Here is a 17,374-nt window from a genome sequence, read left to right as displayed (position 1 = left end):
AATCCCTCCTTCCAATATTGGTAGAATAAAGTAAAGGAGGGTACTCATGCTGACAACACTTTATGTTGTGCGTCATGCGCATGCCATTTATACAACTGATGAACGAAATCGGACATTATCTGAAAAAGGTTACAGTGATGCGAAGATAGTTCATAAGCTATTAGCAGCTGAACAAGTAGATACATATATCTCAAGTCCCTATCGGCGTGCATGGGAAACAATTGTGAGTGATGCCTCTACTGCTGTGCTGGATGAAAGACTGCGAGAGCGGCAAATTGCTGCTGATCCGGTTGAAGATTTCCAGGGAGCAATTGTTCGTTTATGGTCAAACGAAGAATATCAGTTTCCAGGAGGAGAATCGAACCAAGCTGCGAGAAAAAGAGGCATTGATGCCTTCCAGGATATACTAGCTGCTTATCCCGGTAAACGGGTCGCCATCGGAACGCATGGAAATCTGATGGTGCTGACGATGGGTCATTATGACAATCAATTCGATTATGCTTTCTGGAAACAGCTGCAGATGCCTGCTATCTGGAAGCTTACCTTTGATGAACAGCAATACATCCGAGCAGAGCCTGTATCCATACAAAAATAGCGGACATCATCTGTCCGCTATTTTCCATCCATATGCAACTTCAGGGTAAGAGACTCCACCAATCTGAAGCTTATCTTCGGCAATTTTCTCTCCGCCTAAGCCTTCATAAAAATAGCCTGCCTCATTGCCGACAAGCATCCAAGCGACAACGCCCGTCATCCCTTCAGCTGTTAGTTGCTTCTCCAATGATTGCATAAGCAGCTTTCCAATCCCGCGCTTCGTATGATCGGGATCAAGATAAATTGCGTATACCTCACCATCGTAATCAGAATGTACACTATCCCGGCATCTGCCTCCGCTAATGAAGCCAACAATCGTTTCGCCTGCTTCTGCTACAAGAAGTAAGGATCTGGATTCCAGCACCCTTTCAAACCGAACTGCTCTATCTTCCGGAGAAATAGCAGCTAAATAGTCAGCCGGCAATATATGCTTATAAGCAAACTGCCAACTGAGCATACTGATTTCACCGATTCTCTTACAGTCAGCTTTTTCTGCTTCACGTATAGTAACTGTCATCCTGATCCCCCTATTGGAATTAAGCTAATACAGTTGGCTGAAAATCGATCAATAGAATCGCACGTACACCAGGGCGATCCGCTTCCCCTTTTTTGATTGGACTGACATAATGACTAACTGCCTCATCATGCACGCCGTAGGATTCCAACGGCTTATGTATTTCAAAGCTTTCATGGAATTGACTGGAGTCCGCATCTTCAGGCAGCTTTCCTGCACAAGCAGGAGTCGCAATGATGTTAAGACCTCCAACAACGTTATCGCGTTTAATAAGATGAGCAAATGTAAACGGCTCGCCATCTTGATGAATCAGGTTCGGGGAAGATACACCCTCTTGTCCATCTTCTGTCACTTCCAGCTTTACGAAATGAATGCCCGCGTGAACCGGCAAAATTAAATCCTCTTTACGCCAGAAAGTTTCGTGATAGTCGTGCATGATGATCTTCTGCAGTAATTTGTTTTCCAATATATGATCCGGAAGGGATGGGAATTCACGGTAAGAATCAACGTACTCCGGGTTAAAGCGTCCTTGGAAATACTGGGCCATGCTTCCGTTTTCCCGTTCGATACCCGGCAGCCATTCCAAACGGTTATCCTTATCGAAGATGATTGCCCGTGAATAGCGGCGGTAACGATTTAAATCCAACGCATAGCTGTCTGCCGGCAGTGTATCGAAAACAGCCTGTATTTCAGCTAAATCCTGTTCCATCCCCTCATATGCTAGATCCTTTTGTAAATCATATATGCTGTACCCTTGTTTCTCTAATGCGTTCATGCTTAAACCTCCACAAATCTTTAATCTTTCTCTATCATAATACATGCAGAGATAAAGGAACATGCTTTCGTTTGCGATTTTGTGACATTTGAACAGGAGTGACCTAGTATGAGAAAATCCAAAGCAGAATTTGAAAAGCTCTTTCAGACAGCTTCCACTATTCAAAAGCTGCTGCAGGCCGGTGATGTACTATACAGCTCGATTGGTCCTTCCACCTACTTCTTCAGTCATGCCGGTATCGTTGGAAGTGATGGACGAATTTTCCATGCGCATCCATCTGGCGGTATTACCGAATCATTGACATCATACCTGTCCCGTCACCGTCATGGCGGTACGATCACGCTGCTCCGGCCAAAAATAGATCCGTCTGGTGCAGCAGAGTGGGCTAAACGTTCCATCAGCTTGATGAAAGGATACCGTTTTAGCCGCGCCTTGGCAGACCCTACTTGGAATTATTGCACAAAGTTTGTATGGCAGGCATTCTGGAGCGGCGCCAGCACTGATTTGACCAGTGCCAGGAAACAGCTATCCAGACGCTGGATCTTCCCGCACCATATCAAGTATTCGGCCCATTTTGAGCCGATCGCAAAATTCTCGCTCGAGTATCGGCTCTAGTCATAATTTTCTGGTAAAATGATGAAGATAGTATGATTAAAGGGGGATTTTGACATGCAATTCGAACAGAAATTAGAAAAATATGCCGAGCTATTGCTGCATATCGGCTTGAAAGTAAAACAAGGACAGGATTTGATGATTGTAGCTGATCTAGCTGCTGCTCCTTTTACAAAGGTGGTAGCTGAGAAAGCATACGAAGCCGGATTACGAGATGTTATTGTCGATTATCAGGATGATAACATTACAAAAGCGAAGGTAAAGCACGCGAAAGAAGAAGATTTGGATTATTACACACCATTCCGCGGCCGTGTGTATGAAGAATTGGCTGCAGCGGATACTGCTTTCCTGGAGCTCAAAACACCGAATCCATCTCTCTTTGAGGGAATCGATTCTGCAAGAGTTGCCCGTTATACGAAAGCAATGGGCGCTGCCAGACAAGGCTATCAAGCCCACAAAACGAATGGCCGTGTAAACTGGCTAATTGCCTCGGTGCCAACTGTAGAATGGGCCGAATCTGTTTTCCCTGATTCACAAGGGCAGTCAGCTATTGATAAGCTATGGGATGCTATCTTCTTCACAACTCGCTCTGATAAGGAAAATACTGTTGAGTTGTGGGAACAGCATGTTGCAGCTATGAAAAAGAATGCTGACCATTTAAATGCACGTGACTATCGCAAGCTACATTATACGGGCCCTGGAACAGATTTGACGATTGAACTGCATCCTGATTCCTTCTGGACTTGCGCCGAATTTATGAAAGAAGATGGCTCTACATATATCCCGAATCTCCCTACAGAAGAAGTATTTACCATCCCTGTAAAGACAGGAGTAAACGGAACAGTCAGCAGCACGAAACCATTGAATTATGCAGGTACATTGCTGGAGAACTTCTCCCTTACCTTCGAGAAAGGAAAAGTGGTAGACTTCACAGCGGAAAAAGGCTATGAAACATTGAAGAATTTACTAGAAACAGACGAAGGGGCACAATTCCTTGGAGAGGTTGCGCTAGTACCGCACCAATCACCAATTTCACAGTCTGGGATCGTGTTCAATAATACATTATTCGATGAGAATGCTTCCTGTCATTTGGCTCTCGGACAAGCAATTGGCATGTGCGTAAAGGATGCTCGCAATAAATCAAAAGAAGAATTGATGGAAATCGGCTTTAACTACAGTCTGACGCATGTCGATTTTATGGTTGGTTCCGGAGAATTATCCATCACAGGCGAAACGGCAGATGGAACAACTGAAGCTATCTTCGAAAATGGAAACTGGGCTTTTTAAGGACACAGAAAAGGAGCAGCGTAACACTGCTCCTTTTACTATGTACGGCAAATCATGAGTACTTCTCGGTAATAGCCAAGCTGATGAGGACAAAGTTCTTCATGCGCTACCTCGATCCGCTGACGTGGAGCTCCTGCAACAACTTCCGCTTCTACGCTTGCCGCTTTTCCCTCTACGAGCTTTTCCAAATCATTTACACGCATCCGTACGATTTGTACCACTTCTTCGTTTAAAAGAATATCCGGCAGTTCCTCTAAATAGTAGAAGAATTGGTGACAGAACTCCCGATCGACTAAATTTTTGGCGAATAATTCTTCTTGAATAATTCCTTTATAAAAAAGATCGCTCTCTTGGAGCGTTACACCCAATTCTTCCTGCACTTCACGTAAGCCTCCGACCACAGGCGTTTCGCCGCTTTCCAGATGACCAGCTGCGGTAATGTCGTATTTCCCGGGAAATTCACTTTTATTGAAAGAACGTTGCTGTAGATAAATGTATAGTTCTGTACCATCATGTTCTACGAACCAGCAGTGGAAAGTCTCATGCCAGTCTCCATCACGATGGACTTCCTCTCTTTCTTTCACCCCAAGCTCCCGATGCTGCTCATCGAAAATCGTCAATAGCTCCATGTTTTGCCCCCATACTTTTTCCTTTTTTACTAATGTAAGCGATATCTCTAGGCTTGTCTACCTTATATTCCCAATCAGATCGAGTTATCGCGCATTTCCTCGACTAGTGGCATGATTTCTTTCGCGAACCGCACCATCTCCTGCATATGCGGCGAAAACTGAAGCAGCAGAAGACTGACACCAGCGTGCTCGTATGCAAGTATCCGCTGTGCAATTTGTAACGGGGTTCCAACTAGATGTGGCCGCAGCCCTCTCGCAGAAACGGCATCGTCACTAATCTTGCTTTTTTGTGCCAGCTCTTCCTCTGTTACATATGATTCATAATCTCCACCGGTAATTCTTTCCCATTCCCGGTAAGCTTCTTCCTCCGTTTCACGGCAAATGACATAAGCTGTCATGCCGAATTCGGTAAATGGAGATTTGCCAGCTGCCTCACGGCGGATTTGCATATCAGCGATCATACTGGCCACTTCCTGTACGGAGCCGCCCTTCATTACATATGCATCACATGTCTCAGCAATTGTCTGCCGCAAATAGTCGCTTTCTCCACCTGCATATAATGGAGAAATCTCTTTGCTTTTTCCTGCCGGCAAATAATCTACATGGTTTACTTGATAGTACAAACCATCATATGTGTAACTGCTAGCAGTCCAAACTCCGCGCAGCACTTCAAAGAATTCCTCTGTCTGCATATAGAAATCCTCTGATCCCGCAACATCACCATCTAGGCGTTTTTGCTCCTCTTCGCGCAGGAAAGAAACGACAGCTAGTGAAAAACGGCTATTACTAATTTGATCAATCATTACCGCCTGCCTCGCTGCTTCCACAGGCTGGTCGATGCTTGGCCGGACTGCTGCCATGATGTGCAATTTATCGGTTGCCTCCGCAATAGCTCCAGCAGCTTCCCAAAAGTTCAGCTGCTGATTAGCATTTCTTCCTTGGTATAGGTAGGTGTCTGGCAGGAAGACCGCATCGAATCCTAAGCTTTCAGCCGTATGCGCAGTTTCCTTCACATCTGACAGGCTAAGCGGTCCTCCATCCTCCACATGACGCAGCCAGCTGCTTGAAACTGGCTGCCAGTATGCATATTTCATTGTTATTACTCCTTTTGCACATAGGAAATCCTACCGAACGACACATAATTTCTACTAAAAAAGCTTCTTCGATGAGAAGAAGCTCTGTATTGCAGCCGTCGTCATCTTATCACGCAGCTTTTGCTGCAGGTCGTAGCACCTTCCTGCAGGACTGCCATCCTGCAGTGGGTTGCCGGGCTTCATCGGGCCTTTCCCTCCACCACTCGTTATAAGATTTCTTATGAATTGTACTTCCTACTATACCAGATTAGCAGTGTCTGATTCAAACAGAATAACTGCTACGCCTGATGCTGATATGCCTCCATCAAAAGACGGAACCCATCTTGTCTTACTTTCTCTTCATAAACTGGACTGGTGAGCATGAACTCCACTTCCCCGCCGTAATAGTCTTCCAGCTCGGCTAGCTGCTGCAGCACCTCAGTTGGTGTCCCAATTACCATTGTTGGACGATTGTCCTCTAGACGCTCTTTTTCATAAGGAGACATTTTGTAGTCTGCTGCCTTATCCGGGCGCAACATCCCTTTGACTGGTCTCCCCTGTTCCTGAAGCAGCGATGCAACCTCATGGCTTTTCGCCAGCGCTTGTGCAGCTGCTGTCGTCTCCGCACAGAACAAAAATAGACTTACCATCATTTGCGGCTGCTGCATTCCTTCTTGGAAGGCTTTTCGATACACATCCAGCACTGTTGCATCTTTATCTCCACGTATGAATTGGGCATAAGCGAACCCGATTCCATAATATGCAGCAAGACCGGCACTGCCTGCGCTTCCGCCCAGCAGCCAGACAGACGGAGCAGTGTTAATGTTCGGCATTGCTACCAGATCTCCGAACCGAGGCTTTTCTTCTTTTCTTATATCCAAATAATGAAGCAAATCACGTATTTGCCGATCATACCAATCCTCCGGCACAGACTTATGCTCCTGCAGCGCCCTTTTTGCCGCAGGCATCCCACCAGGGGCACGCCCGATGCCAAGATCAATCCTTCCTGGATGAAGTGCTTCGAGCAATCTTGCATTTTCAGCCACTTTATACGCACTATAATGAGGCAGCATAACACCGCCTGATCCGATTCGGATACGAGTTGTTTTAGCAGCAAGATGTCCCATCATAAGCTCTGGACTGCTATGAGCTAGGCTGCCAGCATGATGCTCGGATACCCAAAAGCGTGTGTAACCAAGCTGATCAGCAAGCTCCGCCAGCCGCACTGTTTCTTCCAATGCTTCTGTCGCATTGCCGTCTTCTTTAATTCGGGATTGATCCAATATACTAAGCTTCATTCTATCCACTCCTTCTTTGTATCATATCCTGTGCGAAAGACTTTTAAAAACAATCCGTTTTTCTGTATGCTAGAATTGACTGATAAAAAAGGATGGTGCTCATATGATCGGATTCATCGGATTAGGAATCATGGGACAAAACATGGCAGCAAATCTGCTCGAAAAGGGCGAAGAATTAGTAGTCTATAATCGCACAAAAGAAAAAGCACAAACACTGTTGGACAAAGGTGCTGTCTGGGCAGAATCTCCTCAGAAAGTCGGAGAACAAGCAGATATCGTATTTACGATGCTGACAGATCCAGCTGCTGTCAAAGCAGTTGCTTCTGGAGATAATGGACTTTTCAGTGGCATGAAGGAGAATAGTCTATGGGTGGATGTCAGTACCGTAAAACCTGCGTTCACAAAAGAAATGGCTGAAGCCGCTCGTGCACATCATATCCGTTTTGTTGATGCACCCGTATCAGGTTCAAAGGCTCCGGCGCAGCAAGGTAAACTGCACTTTCTAGTTGGCGGAGACGAACAAGATGTCAAAGAGATCACCCCGCTTCTTGAGAAAATGGGACAAAGCATCCAGCATATGGGAGTCAATGGTAATGGCTCATCTACTAAGCTGGCAGTGAATATGCTGCTTGTTCAGTCCCTTACTGGTCTATCTGAAGCAATCAGCTTCGGGGAAGCAGTCGGTCTTGATCGGGAGCATCTGATGGATGTATTGCTTGCCCTGCCTGTTACAAGTGATATCCAAGCAGGAAAACGGGATACGATTCTCCAACAGAACTTTGATCCGCAATTCCCTCTGGAGCATGCATACAAAGACTTGCAGCAGATATCCGAAACAGCTTATGAAGCAGGCGCTCCTCTTCCAATGACAAACAGTGTTAAAGAACTGTATGCATTAGCGAAAAAGAACGGCTATGGCAAACAGGATGTCGCTGCTGTTTACGCACTTTTAGCAAGAGATTGACACATATTAGACAAAGAATCCGAATTTTTTCGGATTCTTTTTTTATTCTCATCTATTATTTTTAATTAACATTGGCATATTAACAAGAGGCCCAGGGTATCTAGCTCTGAGATACTTAATTTGTGTGAAGTATTTTTTTTGCCTATTTTCACTAAATTATAATCATTATTATCTGTTTGATTTATTAAATTTTTTAAATCAATCCAAAACAGTCACTCTGCTAGAACAATACTTTCATATCAATATTTTTATGCTAAGATAATTATGTTTTTATTAATTTAATAACTTTCTAAAGGGGTCTTCATCATGGCTGATTCAACTAACAAACCAAAACGGGAGGTCAAATGGATTCCGCTCCTAATCACTGTTTTGATCGGCGTAATTCTTTGGTTCGTCCCTTCACCAGACGGTGTAAAAGCAGAAGCATGGCATTTATTTGCTATCTTCGTCGCTACGATCATCGGTCTGATCATTAAACCGATGCCAATGGGCAGTGTCGCTATCCTTTCGCTGACGGCTATCGTTTTAACGAAGACACTTGGACTAGAAGAAGCGTTGAGCGGATTCCAGAATAGTACAATCTGGCTCATCGTCATTGCATTCTTTATTTCCAGAGGTTTCATCAAAACTGGTCTCGGATCCAGAATTGCCTATTTGTTCGTACGTCTATTCGGTAAAAAGACTTTAGGCTTGTCTTACTCGTTGATCGGCAGTGACTTGATTCTGTCACCGGCCATGCCATCTAATACTGCTCGTGCGGGCGGTATCATTTTCCCAATCATCCAGTCGTTATCAAGTTCATATGGTTCTAAAAGCGGGGATGGTACGGAGCGTAAAATCGGTTCCTTCCTGACTTTTGCATCCTACCAAGGAAACGGGATCACTTCAGCAATGTTTCTGACAGCAATGGCAGCAAACCCATTGGCAGCCAGTGCTGCTGAGAGTGTTACTGGTCAATCAATTTCATGGGGAGGCTGGATTCTTGCTTCCATCGTACCTGGTATCATCAGTTTGATCGTTATTCCTTTCGTCATCTTCAAGCTGTATCCTCCTGAAATCAAGGAGACACCGAAGGCGACTGAAATGGCAACAGAGAAATTACAAAGCATGGGTAAACTAAAGCGTTCTGAATGGTATATGATCGGCGTATTCCTGCTTCTCCTTGTATTGTGGATTTTCGGCGAGAGCTTCGGAATCGGCTCTACGACTGCAGCATTCATCGGACTTGTCGTTCTATTACTGACAGAAGTATTGACTTGGTCTGATATCAAACAAGAACAAGGTGCATGGGATACACTTGTATGGTTTGCTGTGCTTGTTATGATGGCGAATTACTTGAACGAACTTGGTCTTGTGCCTTGGTTCAGTGACATTATGGGGAATGTTGTAAGTACACTTTCATGGCCTGTCGCATTGCTTATCTTGGCGATTGTATACTTTTACTCCCATTATTTCTTTGCGAGTAACACAGCGCATGTGAGCGCTATGTACGCAGCCTTCCTTTCAGTAGTTGTTGCAGCTGGTGCACCGCCATTATTGTCAGCCCTATTGTTAGCTTTCTTCAGTAACTTGTTTGGCTGTTTGACACACTACGGCAGTGGTCCTGCACCGGTATTCTTTGGCGCAGGTTTCGTCACCCAGCAAAAATGGTGGGGGCTCGGCTTCCTCATCTCCATCATTCATCTTGTCGTCTGGATCGGTATCGGCGGACTGTGGTGGAAACTGATTGGTCTATGGTAAAAAAACAGGAATCCTTTATGGATTCCTGTTTTTATTTGCTTGTATAAGTAGCAGCATCTGCTGCTTCGATAAACGGACTCAAGTTGCCAACGCTGTACATATGCAGTTCATGCATCGCTCGCGTACAAGCTGTATAAAGTAAAGTGCGTTCTGATTCATGGCCATACGCCTCATCTGAGACATCATACAGTATAACCGCATCGAACTCGATACCTTTGGCCAAATAAGCCGGAATAACCGATAAACCTTTTTTGTATTGGGAAGTTGTCTCTGTAATCAGATCAGCTTCCATTTCTTCCTTGATCCAGTTATGCGCTTCTTTGCTCTCTTTGCTTGTTTTAGCGATAACAGCAATTGTTTCATAGCCTGATTCCTGCAAAGAACGGATTTTCTCCAAGACTAGTCGGCGTCTTACAGTATCATCACTTGCTTTCGTCAGTGTCGGCAGATCTCCATCCCGGTTGAATGGCTGGATTTGCTTGGCATGCTCAAGGAGCTCCTTCGTGAAGTCGACTATCTGTCTTGTCGACCGATAGCTGCGCCATAGCTCGATCCGATGGCTGTCAGCTGTATTACCAGAGAGTACATTCTCCCCTGTCAGAGCATGCGCCTGAATCGCTTGGTTGATATCACCAAGCAATGTCATTCTCGCATTAGGGAAGGCCTGCTGTAAATAAGCGAATTGAAAAGCAGAATAATCCTGCGCTTCATCAATAAGCACATAACGAATTGTTTTATCCGAACGATCACCAAGCACCTTATCACGGAAATAGACAAATGGCGTCACATCTTCCCAATTCATGTACTTGCGAATGAGATTTTGCTTGGTTGTTTCATAAAGTTCCGTCCATGATGCTGGCATTTCCGGTCGTCTTTCGGCTGTCAGCATACGCAGGTAAGACTTTTTCACATTGATAAAGGCATGCTTGCGCACTTTCTTAATTAATGGGCGAAGCTTCCGTTCGACAACCCACTTGCGAAGGATCTCTTCTTCCTGCTTATTCTCCTCAAAGTCATCTGTATCTGTGCGGTCTTTCTTCTGAAGCTCGGAAAAGGCTTGGACATAGTCTTCCTTCTCCATCAGCTCTACTTCTTCCCGCACCCAATCTTTCCTTGTTTCCCACTCACCCCAAAGCTGCAGCTTTTCTACAATCCAAGTTGCGGTCAGCTCTGCTCGATTCGAAATTGGTAAAGTATTGGATAGACTATAGAAATAGGATTGGATTTCCTGTTTGCTCACAATGCGCTGCTTACGGAAGCTGACATCTTTAAAGATAAGCCCAGCTTGTTTGAATTCTTCCAGCTTGTCATCGATATACCGTTTGAAATCAAGACTTGCTTTATACTGAATTCCAGCCAGTCGCTGCTCTTTTTCCTCTCCAGAAGCAAGCAGCATATACTCCATTTGTTCGAATGGTGTCTCGATTGTCTCTCTGCCTTCCAGCTGAGCATCCATATGTGCATAAAAAGTGGCTTGCTTCATATTATCTTCGCCAAGCTCTGGTAGGACATTGGAGACATAGCTGTTGAACAGTGGGTTCGGCGACAACAGCACAATATTTTCAGCTGTGATGCGATCGCGATAATGATAGAGCAAGTACGCAACACGCTGCAGTGCAGCCGATGTTTTTCCGCTGCCTGCTGCTCCTTGTACAATCAAATTAGCTGCTGATTCATTGCGGATGATTTGATTCTGCTCTTTCTGAATCGTAGCTACGATACTTTTCATCTCCGTACTTGCGTTACCGCCCAGAACGTACTGCAGCAGGCTATCGCCGATCGTTACTCCAGTATCGAACAAGGCTTCAAGCTTTCCGTTGCGGATGATGAACTGGCGTTTAAGTGTCATGTCCCCTTGTATCTTACCTTCGATCGTTTCATATGAAGCACCACCAGGTGAGAAGTCATAATACATACTGGAGATTGGTGCACGCCAATCGTAAATAAGAAAATCCTCTTCTTTCTCATCCATTAGACTCGCTAAGCCTACGTAGATTTCTTCGTTGTGATCAGTGCCCTCTTCCCTGAAATCGATACGACCAAAGTAAGGATTGCGCTGCAGCCGATCCAGCGTCTTCACTTCATTATGAATCTGCTGATGTGTCCGCTCTCGTTCACCTAAAAGCTCTGCTTGCTGCTTCAAGCTAGCCTGTGTTTCATTCACATCATCCGCTTCATCCAGGTTTACCGTTACATCCTCCCAGAAGTTCTTACGCAGATCGATTACTTTTTCTCTCAGACCTTGTATTAGGCCTGCTGTTTTTTCCCGTTTCTTTTCGATCGTCTCTTGGACGCTGGCCACACGGGCTTGTTCGTCCTTCAAATCCTTTTCATCTTCTGTCATAGCGACGTCCCTCCAAAACAATTGACATTTATATATAAATGATGTATAATTTTAAATGGTTTGCCAAATTATGTTATATTAGCAGAACATCCTCTATTTTACCATGTTCATTGTTCCCCTGCAATTTTTCTCTATCCTGTCATTTTCAAGCTATCCTTTTGCATATCCTTTCTATTCGTGTGTATAATTAGTTAGGGAATCGAAATATTAACGCGAAAGAAGTGTTTTTCATTCATGACAGACGAACAGCTCGCAAAGCGTAATTTGTTTATCATGTGGTTTGCCAACTTCTTCATTTCGGCGAGCCTGAGTATGATCATGCCATTTCTGTCCTTATATATTTCATCATTCGGCACATTATCTGAACGGGAGGTTCAGAGTTGGTCAGGTATCATTTTCGGGGTAACTTTTGTTACCGCATTCATCTGCTCGCCCTTCTGGGGGAAACTCGGCGACCGGCATGGACGAAAGTTGATTCTGATCATATCTTCCTTCGGCATGGGGGTTTCCATTCTCCTGCTCGGATTCACCGAAAATGTTTGGCAGCTATTCATGCTTCGTGTATTCATGGGAATCTTCACAGGCTTCATCGGTATATCTCAAGCATTTATCTCAACACAAACACCTAGCCACATTGCCGGACGAGTGCTTGGTACCTTACAAACCGGTAGTATCACTGGTATGCTTTTTGGCCCGCTGATTGGCGGAATTCTTGCAGACAGTATCGGCTTCCATGGCACTTTCCTGCTTGTATCGATAAGTGTCTTCACCTCTGCTATCTTGGTCACTTTCGGCACAAAGGAATATCCAGTCAAGATTCAAAAAGGCGAAAAGTCACACTACACCTCAAAGGAAGTGCTGGCGCATATTCTGCGTGACCCGATTTTATTAGTCGTCCTCATCTTAAGTTCATTAATTCAGATTGCCAACTTCAGTGTCCAGCCGATACTTTCTTTGTATGTACAAGAGCTGCACGGACCTGAGAATATCGCATTCTACTCTGGTATCGCATTTTCAGCGGCCGGTCTCGGCAATCTGCTCATGACAAGGACTTGGGGGAAGCTTGGCGACCGTATCGGGTATGTGAAGATTCTGATTGGACTTATTTTTGCTGCTGGGATCGTTTATATACCTGGCGCTTTGGTCGGCTCCGTTTGGGAACTCGCTGTCGTCCGCCTGCTCCTCGGTATGGCGATCGGCGGAATCATTCCTTTACGAGTCGCCTATATCCGGCAAGCAGCTCCGCTTACGATGCAAGGAGAAGTACTCGGTTATAATAACAGTCTCCGCTTCCTCGGAAACTTCATCGGTCCGATACTGGGCGGTATGATGGCTGGTTACTTCGGCTTTTCAGCTGTATTTTACATGACAAGTGCACTGCTCATTATCTGCGGCATTACCTTGCTCACTGCTCACATCCGGAATGCTCGTGCAAAAACACGAACTTCTTCCATTTAAAAAAGATTGCCGATATGTTCGGCAATCTTTTTTTCTTACATATTAAAGCTTCGGACGGCAATCGCTTCGATTTCAACGTTCGCCCCTTTAGGAAGTTTGGAAATCTCTACTGTTGCTCGTGCCGGGAATGGCTCGGACAAATGACGCCCGTATACTTCATTCACAGCCGCAAAGTCATCTAAGGATGTAAGGAAGATCGTTGTCTTGACGACTTGATCAAATGACAATCCTGCTTCCTCCAAAATAGCGGACAAGTTCTTCATTACCTGGTCTGTCTGTTCCTCGATCGTACCTGCCATTTCTCCTGTTGCCGGATCTAATGGAATTTGACCGGAAATATAGACCGTTCCTGCAGTTTCCACCGCTTGAGAATAAGGTCCGATCGCTTGTGGTGCTTTGTCAGTTTGAATGATGTTACGCATCGTATCTCTCCTATTTAAATAGATTTCATTACGAAGTCTAAAACAGATTTTTGAAGAAGTCACCTATCGACTTGAAGAAATCCTTCACACTTTGCCAGAAACCATCATTTCCAGCCACTTCATCTATCTTGTCCTGGATTGTAGTAGCGATATCATCAAGCTGTGATTTCACGCCATCGAAATTGATATCCAGCTCGCGCATCTTATCGAAAAGGTCGATTAGCAGCTGTCGATCTTCATCACTTAGACTGATTTCCAGCTTGCTCAGCTGATCTGTTACGATCTGCTCGACATCTTCACGTGTTGCAGGATTCTGCTCGGCTATTTCCTGTTTGATATCAGTTAAGAGCTGGGTAACCTTTTCGTTATCCAAGCCTTCCTTCTGCGCAAGATCTGTAGCTAGATCCAGCTCATCATTGGCTACTTCTGTCCGCTCCGGATCCAGATTGCCATCAGCTGTATCATACGCTTTGTAGATGCCTGTCAAAGCAGAATGTCCGCTAACCTTTACCGGGGAAGCTACCTCTACTGTCGCATCCTCGATACCAGCTGTCAGCAAAGCATTTTTGTACATATCTACCGTCACCTGCGTGATATTATCAGGTGTAACGATTTGAACATCCAGCCCATGTCCCTCATCTTCTCTTGTGATCATCGCTGAAGAATACATTCTGGAATTAGCATCTCCATTTATGTATTTTACGATGTCATCGGCTGTAACCGGAATTTCTTCTATATTATCCGTATTTGTAACACCCAGGTCTTCTCTGACTTGTTCTTTTTGTGCTTCTGATAATGAATCTCCAACTACAACAATCGGCAAGCCGAATTTTTCATTGATACTATCCGTGTTCTTTCCTGTACTTGCGGATACAACATCGGAAAAGGCAAAGCTGAACATCAAAGCAACTGCGAAACAAGCCGCTATGCATTTGGTTAACCCTCTCATGGAAATGATCCACCTTTTCTTCATTATGGTCTTGCTTTCCTCATTATAAGCTTTTCTAGGAATAAATAAAGCATTATCCTACACAAGCAGAAAAAGCGGACATACAAAAAGAGCTGTATCACAGGTGATACAGCCCAAGACTAAGAACGCTTCTGAACAGAACCATCTTTCTTATGAATAATCGTCTCTGTCCCTTTATTATCTGCAATCTCTTTCGCTCGTTTAATTGCGTCCTGTTTATTATCGAAGACTTGTGACGGCCGTTTTGATCCTTTTGATTGTACTGCCCAGCCATCCTCATGCGGAACAACTTCCTCTGCATTATCAATCAAATCCGGATTACTATGTGAAGCATTTGAGTCACGTTTTGTCGGATCATCGTTCTTCAGAAAGTCCTTCACTTCCTTGTCAGAAGCATTCGACTTCCACTCTTTGGCCTGATTGGTCGCAATGGGAATAGCTCTGCCTTCGTCGTAGCCTTCATCCACCATCGCATTGGCAATTTCTATGGCTTTCTTTTTTACTGGCTTGTCCAGATTTTTAAGCGAAGCAGGATAATCGTCCATCGTCCATGGCATGCTAAAAACTCCTTTGCGTTTTTTATGTATATACTATTCCCCCTGTTGCTTCTATGAAACCCTATAAGCAAAAGAGTTGTACGAGCAGTTTTCCCGTCTTACAATTGCCCTATTACCTAAAAGGAGATGACGCATATGGCAAAAAATGAAGAAATTCAATTAGCTAAACGTCCGGAAGGCACTCCAACAGAAGAGAACTTCCGTTTTGTTGAAACAGAAATACCAGAACTTGAAGAAGGACAGGTGCTTATCAAGAGCATCTATATCAGTGTCGATCCATATATGCGCGGTCGAATGAACGATACAAAATCTTATGTACCGCCATATGAACTGGACGCTCCTATTGCAGGCGGTGTCGTCGGTCAAGTGACCGAATCAAAATCAGATCAATTACAAAAAGGTGACTATGTACTTGGAAACCTTCCATGGGCTCGCTACAATGCGGCGAATCCAGAGATTCTGCAAAAAGTCGATCCAGAGCTCGGACCGATTTCCACTGCATTAGGTGTGATGGGCATGCCTGGTCTTACAGCATACTTTGGTTTGACTGATATCGGTGAACCAAAAGCTGGTGAAACAGTTGTCGTTTCAGGCGCAGCTGGTGCAGTCGGTTCAACCGTTGTCCAAATTGCTAAAATCCTCGGTGCACGTGTTGTCGGTATCGCCGGCTCTCCGAAAAAACTTGAGTATGTGAAAAACACACTCGGTGCGGATGAAGTAATCAACTATAAGGAAGACAATGTAGCGGAAGCATTGGAGAAAGCATGCCCAGACGGCGTCGATGTCTACTTCGACAACGTCGGCGGACCCGTATCTGACGCAGTTTACCCACTGCTCAACGCGCACGCACGCATACCGCTCTGCGGCAGCATCTCTTCTTATAATAAGAAAGAAGATCAAGGACCTCGCGTTCACGGCTATCTCGTTAAATCCAAAGCCAAAATGCAAGGCTTCATCGTAGGTGACTACAGCGACCGCTATGCTGAAGGTAAGAAACAGTTGTCTGAATGGTTCAGCCAAGACAAGCTTACCTTTGAAGAAAATATAGTGGATGGTTTTGAAAATGTGCCTGACGCATTTCTTGGACTGTTTAAGGGTGAGAACCTTGGTAAGCAGTTAGTGAAGGTAGCAGAAACGGAATAACATAACAAAAAGCTAGTGTCGCCGTATGGCTTCACTAGCTTTTTTAATTATTATACCAAACATATAATATAGTTCACTTGTTAGAATTTAGAATATTCAAACATATACTGTATAATAAATCTAATCTGAAGCGTATCCTATCACACTTCATTTCAGAAGGAGAGATGTTCTGCTATGATATTTATAATATTATTCAGCATCCTTGCTCTCGTTGTATTGATTGCATTATTCGTAACAAGACATCAAAAAAATATACCATAGATGATTATCGCAGGAGTACAGAAGAAGCTAAAATCGACACTAAAAATCACTCAGACAGCAACAACAGTAATCAAATCTTGTAGAGTTTGATTGTTATGTTTATTTTGTTTTATCCTGATTTTACATCAGAAATAAGAAACCCTATAATCCTTCTGGAAAAGAAAAGGCATCTCAATCAAGAGATGCCTTTCTTCTTTATCTATTATCCACTTTCTCCGGATACATATCATGATTCATCATGCGATGATCTGCCATTTGCTCATACTTCGTGCCTGGACGGCCGTAGTTGACGTATGGATCGATGCTTATTCCGCCGCGTGGTGTGAACTTGCCCCATACTTCGATGTAGCGTGGGTTCATCAGTTCTTTCAGGTCATTTAAGATGATGTTGATGCAATCTTCATGGAAATCTCCATGGTTACGGAAGCTGAATAGATACAGCTTCAGTGATTTGCTTTCCACCATTTTTTCATCCGGAATATAGCTGATGTAAACCGTACCGAAATCAGGCTGGTTCGTAATTGGACATAGCGTCGTGAATTCCGGACAGTTGAATTTCACGAAATAATCACGGTATGTGTGTTTATTATCAAAGGTTTCGAGAACCTCAGGTTTGTAATTGAAATCGTAGACATTGTTTTGGTTACCAAGCAATGTTACGTCTTCCATTTCTTCAGGATTTCTTCCTGCCATTTGTATTCCTCCTTGTTGCTTTTTTGCACAAGCGTTTCTT

17 protein-coding genes and 1 riboswitch are annotated in these 17,374 nt (G+C 44.3%); of the genes, 7 read left to right on the top strand and 10 right to left on the bottom strand.

The window, feature by feature from the left end; all coding sequences use genetic code 11:
* The first annotated feature begins 46 nt into the window (after positions 1 to 46).
* Positions 47 to 595: a histidine phosphatase family protein gene (locus tag CHH58_RS09325; protein WP_249275087.1), complete on the top strand. Its 549-nt coding sequence runs from the start codon at positions 47 to 49 to the stop codon at positions 593 to 595.
* A gap of 6 nt (positions 596 to 601) precedes the next feature.
* Here the strand turns inward: CHH58_RS09325 and CHH58_RS09320 are convergent, their stop codons facing one another.
* Both CHH58_RS09320 and CHH58_RS09315 read right to left on the bottom strand, forming a co-directional pair.
* Positions 602 to 1,111 (bottom strand): GNAT family N-acetyltransferase, encoded by a 510-nt coding sequence (locus CHH58_RS09320; RefSeq protein ID WP_095262408.1) that lies wholly within the window; start codon positions 1,109 to 1,111, stop codon positions 602 to 604.
* Between the two features lie 19 nt (positions 1,112 to 1,130).
* Positions 1,131 to 1,883, bottom strand: coding sequence for a 2OG-Fe dioxygenase family protein (locus CHH58_RS09315; RefSeq protein ID WP_095262407.1), 753 nt, complete (start codon positions 1,881 to 1,883; stop codon positions 1,131 to 1,133).
* Positions 1,884 to 1,991: 108 nt separating this feature from the next.
* On the opposite strand from CHH58_RS09315, the gene CHH58_RS09310 reads away from it, so the two are divergent.
* Together CHH58_RS09310 and CHH58_RS09305 are read left to right on the top strand one after the other, a co-directional pair.
* Complete coding sequence (locus CHH58_RS09310) at positions 1,992 to 2,498, top strand: hypothetical protein (protein WP_095262406.1); 507 nt, start codon at positions 1,992 to 1,994, stop codon at positions 2,496 to 2,498.
* Between the two features lie 54 nt (positions 2,499 to 2,552).
* Positions 2,553 to 3,782, top strand: coding sequence for an aminopeptidase (locus CHH58_RS09305; RefSeq protein WP_095262405.1), 1,230 nt, complete (start codon positions 2,553 to 2,555; stop codon positions 3,780 to 3,782).
* 38 nt (positions 3,783 to 3,820) lie between these two features.
* On the opposite strand, the gene CHH58_RS09300 is transcribed toward CHH58_RS09305, so the two are convergent.
* From CHH58_RS09300 to CHH58_RS09290, 3 genes are all read right to left on the bottom strand, one after another.
* Complete coding sequence (locus tag CHH58_RS09300) at positions 3,821 to 4,411, bottom strand: NUDIX hydrolase (RefSeq protein WP_095227866.1); 591 nt, start codon at positions 4,409 to 4,411, stop codon at positions 3,821 to 3,823.
* 74 nt (positions 4,412 to 4,485) lie between these two features.
* Positions 4,486 to 5,505 carry an LLM class flavin-dependent oxidoreductase gene (locus CHH58_RS09295; RefSeq protein ID WP_095262404.1) on the bottom strand — a complete coding sequence of 340 codons (1,020 nt, stop codon included), beginning with the start codon at positions 5,503 to 5,505 and terminating at the stop codon, positions 4,486 to 4,488.
* 103 nt (positions 5,506 to 5,608) lie between these two features.
* Positions 5,609 to 5,720, bottom strand: a riboswitch (SAM riboswitch).
* A gap of 63 nt (positions 5,721 to 5,783) precedes the next feature.
* A complete protein-coding gene (locus tag CHH58_RS09290) occupies positions 5,784 to 6,782 on the bottom strand; it encodes an LLM class flavin-dependent oxidoreductase (RefSeq protein ID WP_095234102.1) in 999 nt (332 codons plus the stop codon).
* 103 nt (positions 6,783 to 6,885) lie between these two features.
* On the opposite strand from CHH58_RS09290, the gene CHH58_RS09285 reads away from it, so the two are divergent.
* Positions 6,886 to 7,746 (top strand): NAD(P)-dependent oxidoreductase, encoded by an 861-nt coding sequence (locus CHH58_RS09285; RefSeq protein ID WP_095227860.1) that lies wholly within the window; start codon positions 6,886 to 6,888, stop codon positions 7,744 to 7,746.
* A 306-nt stretch (positions 7,747 to 8,052) separates the two neighbouring features.
* A complete protein-coding gene (locus CHH58_RS09280; protein ID WP_095227858.1) occupies positions 8,053 to 9,486 on the top strand; it encodes an anion permease in 1,434 nt (477 codons plus the stop codon).
* Positions 9,487 to 9,517: 31 nt separating this feature from the next.
* Here CHH58_RS09280 and helD read toward each other — a convergent pair whose 3' ends face one another.
* Positions 9,518 to 11,830 (bottom strand): RNA polymerase recycling motor HelD, encoded by a 2,313-nt coding sequence (gene helD / locus CHH58_RS09275; RefSeq protein WP_095262403.1) that lies wholly within the window; start codon positions 11,828 to 11,830, stop codon positions 9,518 to 9,520.
* Between the two features lie 234 nt (positions 11,831 to 12,064).
* Between helD and CHH58_RS09270 the strand changes: the two genes are divergently transcribed.
* Positions 12,065 to 13,288 (top strand): MFS transporter, encoded by a 1,224-nt coding sequence (locus tag CHH58_RS09270; RefSeq protein WP_095227854.1) that lies wholly within the window; start codon positions 12,065 to 12,067, stop codon positions 13,286 to 13,288.
* 35 nt (positions 13,289 to 13,323) lie between these two features.
* Here the strand turns inward: CHH58_RS09270 and CHH58_RS09265 are convergent, their stop codons facing one another.
* The 3 genes from CHH58_RS09265 to CHH58_RS09255 all read right to left on the bottom strand — a co-directional run bounded on the left by CHH58_RS09265 (position 13,324) and on the right by CHH58_RS09255 (position 15,237).
* The gene (locus CHH58_RS09265) at positions 13,324 to 13,710 is read right to left on the bottom strand and encodes a RidA family protein (RefSeq protein ID WP_038563793.1); all 387 of its coding nucleotides are present in this window, start codon (positions 13,708 to 13,710) and stop codon (positions 13,324 to 13,326) included.
* A 37-nt stretch (positions 13,711 to 13,747) separates the two neighbouring features.
* The gene (locus CHH58_RS09260) at positions 13,748 to 14,659 is read right to left on the bottom strand and encodes a DUF1002 domain-containing protein (RefSeq protein ID WP_095227852.1); all 912 of its coding nucleotides are present in this window, start codon (positions 14,657 to 14,659) and stop codon (positions 13,748 to 13,750) included.
* Between the two features lie 140 nt (positions 14,660 to 14,799).
* On the bottom strand, positions 14,800 to 15,237 hold the full coding sequence (locus CHH58_RS09255) for a DUF2188 domain-containing protein (RefSeq protein ID WP_095232210.1): 438 nt from the start codon (positions 15,235 to 15,237) through the stop codon (positions 14,800 to 14,802).
* Positions 15,238 to 15,372: 135 nt separating this feature from the next.
* Between CHH58_RS09255 and CHH58_RS09250 the strand changes: the two genes are divergently transcribed.
* Positions 15,373 to 16,380 carry an NADP-dependent oxidoreductase gene (locus tag CHH58_RS09250; RefSeq protein ID WP_095232209.1) on the top strand — a complete coding sequence of 336 codons (1,008 nt, stop codon included), beginning with the start codon at positions 15,373 to 15,375 and terminating at the stop codon, positions 16,378 to 16,380.
* Positions 16,381 to 16,836: 456 nt separating this feature from the next.
* On the opposite strand, the gene queF is transcribed toward CHH58_RS09250, so the two are convergent.
* On the bottom strand, positions 16,837 to 17,334 hold the full coding sequence (gene queF, locus CHH58_RS09245) for a preQ(1) synthase (RefSeq protein WP_095227846.1): 498 nt from the start codon (positions 17,332 to 17,334) through the stop codon (positions 16,837 to 16,839).
* Between the last annotated feature and the right edge of the window lie 40 nt (positions 17,335 to 17,374).

Source organism: Terribacillus saccharophilus (assembly GCF_002272745.1).
Classification (GTDB): Bacteria; Bacillota; Bacilli; order Bacillales; family Amphibacillaceae; genus Terribacillus; species Terribacillus saccharophilus_B.
Note: the sequence above shows the minus strand (reverse complement) of the source record. Positions and strands in the feature narration are given on the sequence as shown.

What these genes read in the sequence shown, in the direction of transcription:
- CHH58_RS09280 (WP_095227858.1), top strand. Translation starts at nt 8,053, where the DNA reads ATGGCTGATTCAACTAACAAACCAAAACGGGAGGTCAAATGGATTCCG.
- CHH58_RS09255 (WP_095232210.1), bottom strand. Translation starts at nt 15,237, where the DNA reads ATGCCATGGACGATGGACGATTATCCTGCTTCGCTTAAAAATCTGGAC.
- CHH58_RS09325 (WP_249275087.1), top strand. Translation starts at nt 47, where the DNA reads ATGCTGACAACACTTTATGTTGTGCGTCATGCGCATGCCATTTATACA.
- CHH58_RS09285 (WP_095227860.1), top strand. Translation starts at nt 6,886, where the DNA reads ATGATCGGATTCATCGGATTAGGAATCATGGGACAAAACATGGCAGCA.
- CHH58_RS09290 (WP_095234102.1), bottom strand. Translation starts at nt 6,782, where the DNA reads ATGAAGCTTAGTATATTGGATCAATCCCGAATTAAAGAAGACGGCAAT.
- CHH58_RS09320 (WP_095262408.1), bottom strand. Translation starts at nt 1,111, where the DNA reads ATGACAGTTACTATACGTGAAGCAGAAAAAGCTGACTGTAAGAGAATC.
- CHH58_RS09250 (WP_095232209.1), top strand. Translation starts at nt 15,373, where the DNA reads ATGGCAAAAAATGAAGAAATTCAATTAGCTAAACGTCCGGAAGGCACT.
- helD (WP_095262403.1), bottom strand. Translation starts at nt 11,830, where the DNA reads ATGACAGAAGATGAAAAGGATTTGAAGGACGAACAAGCCCGTGTGGCC.
- CHH58_RS09300 (WP_095227866.1), bottom strand. Translation starts at nt 4,411, where the DNA reads ATGGAGCTATTGACGATTTTCGATGAGCAGCATCGGGAGCTTGGGGTG.
- CHH58_RS09270 (WP_095227854.1), top strand. Translation starts at nt 12,065, where the DNA reads ATGACAGACGAACAGCTCGCAAAGCGTAATTTGTTTATCATGTGGTTT.
- queF (WP_095227846.1), bottom strand. Translation starts at nt 17,334, where the DNA reads ATGGCAGGAAGAAATCCTGAAGAAATGGAAGACGTAACATTGCTTGGT.
- CHH58_RS09315 (WP_095262407.1), bottom strand. Translation starts at nt 1,883, where the DNA reads ATGAACGCATTAGAGAAACAAGGGTACAGCATATATGATTTACAAAAG.
- CHH58_RS09260 (WP_095227852.1), bottom strand. Translation starts at nt 14,659, where the DNA reads ATGAGAGGGTTAACCAAATGCATAGCGGCTTGTTTCGCAGTTGCTTTG.
- CHH58_RS09265 (WP_038563793.1), bottom strand. Translation starts at nt 13,710, where the DNA reads ATGCGTAACATCATTCAAACTGACAAAGCACCACAAGCGATCGGACCT.
- CHH58_RS09295 (WP_095262404.1), bottom strand. Translation starts at nt 5,505, where the DNA reads ATGAAATATGCATACTGGCAGCCAGTTTCAAGCAGCTGGCTGCGTCAT.
- CHH58_RS09305 (WP_095262405.1), top strand. Translation starts at nt 2,553, where the DNA reads ATGCAATTCGAACAGAAATTAGAAAAATATGCCGAGCTATTGCTGCAT.
- CHH58_RS09310 (WP_095262406.1), top strand. Translation starts at nt 1,992, where the DNA reads ATGAGAAAATCCAAAGCAGAATTTGAAAAGCTCTTTCAGACAGCTTCC.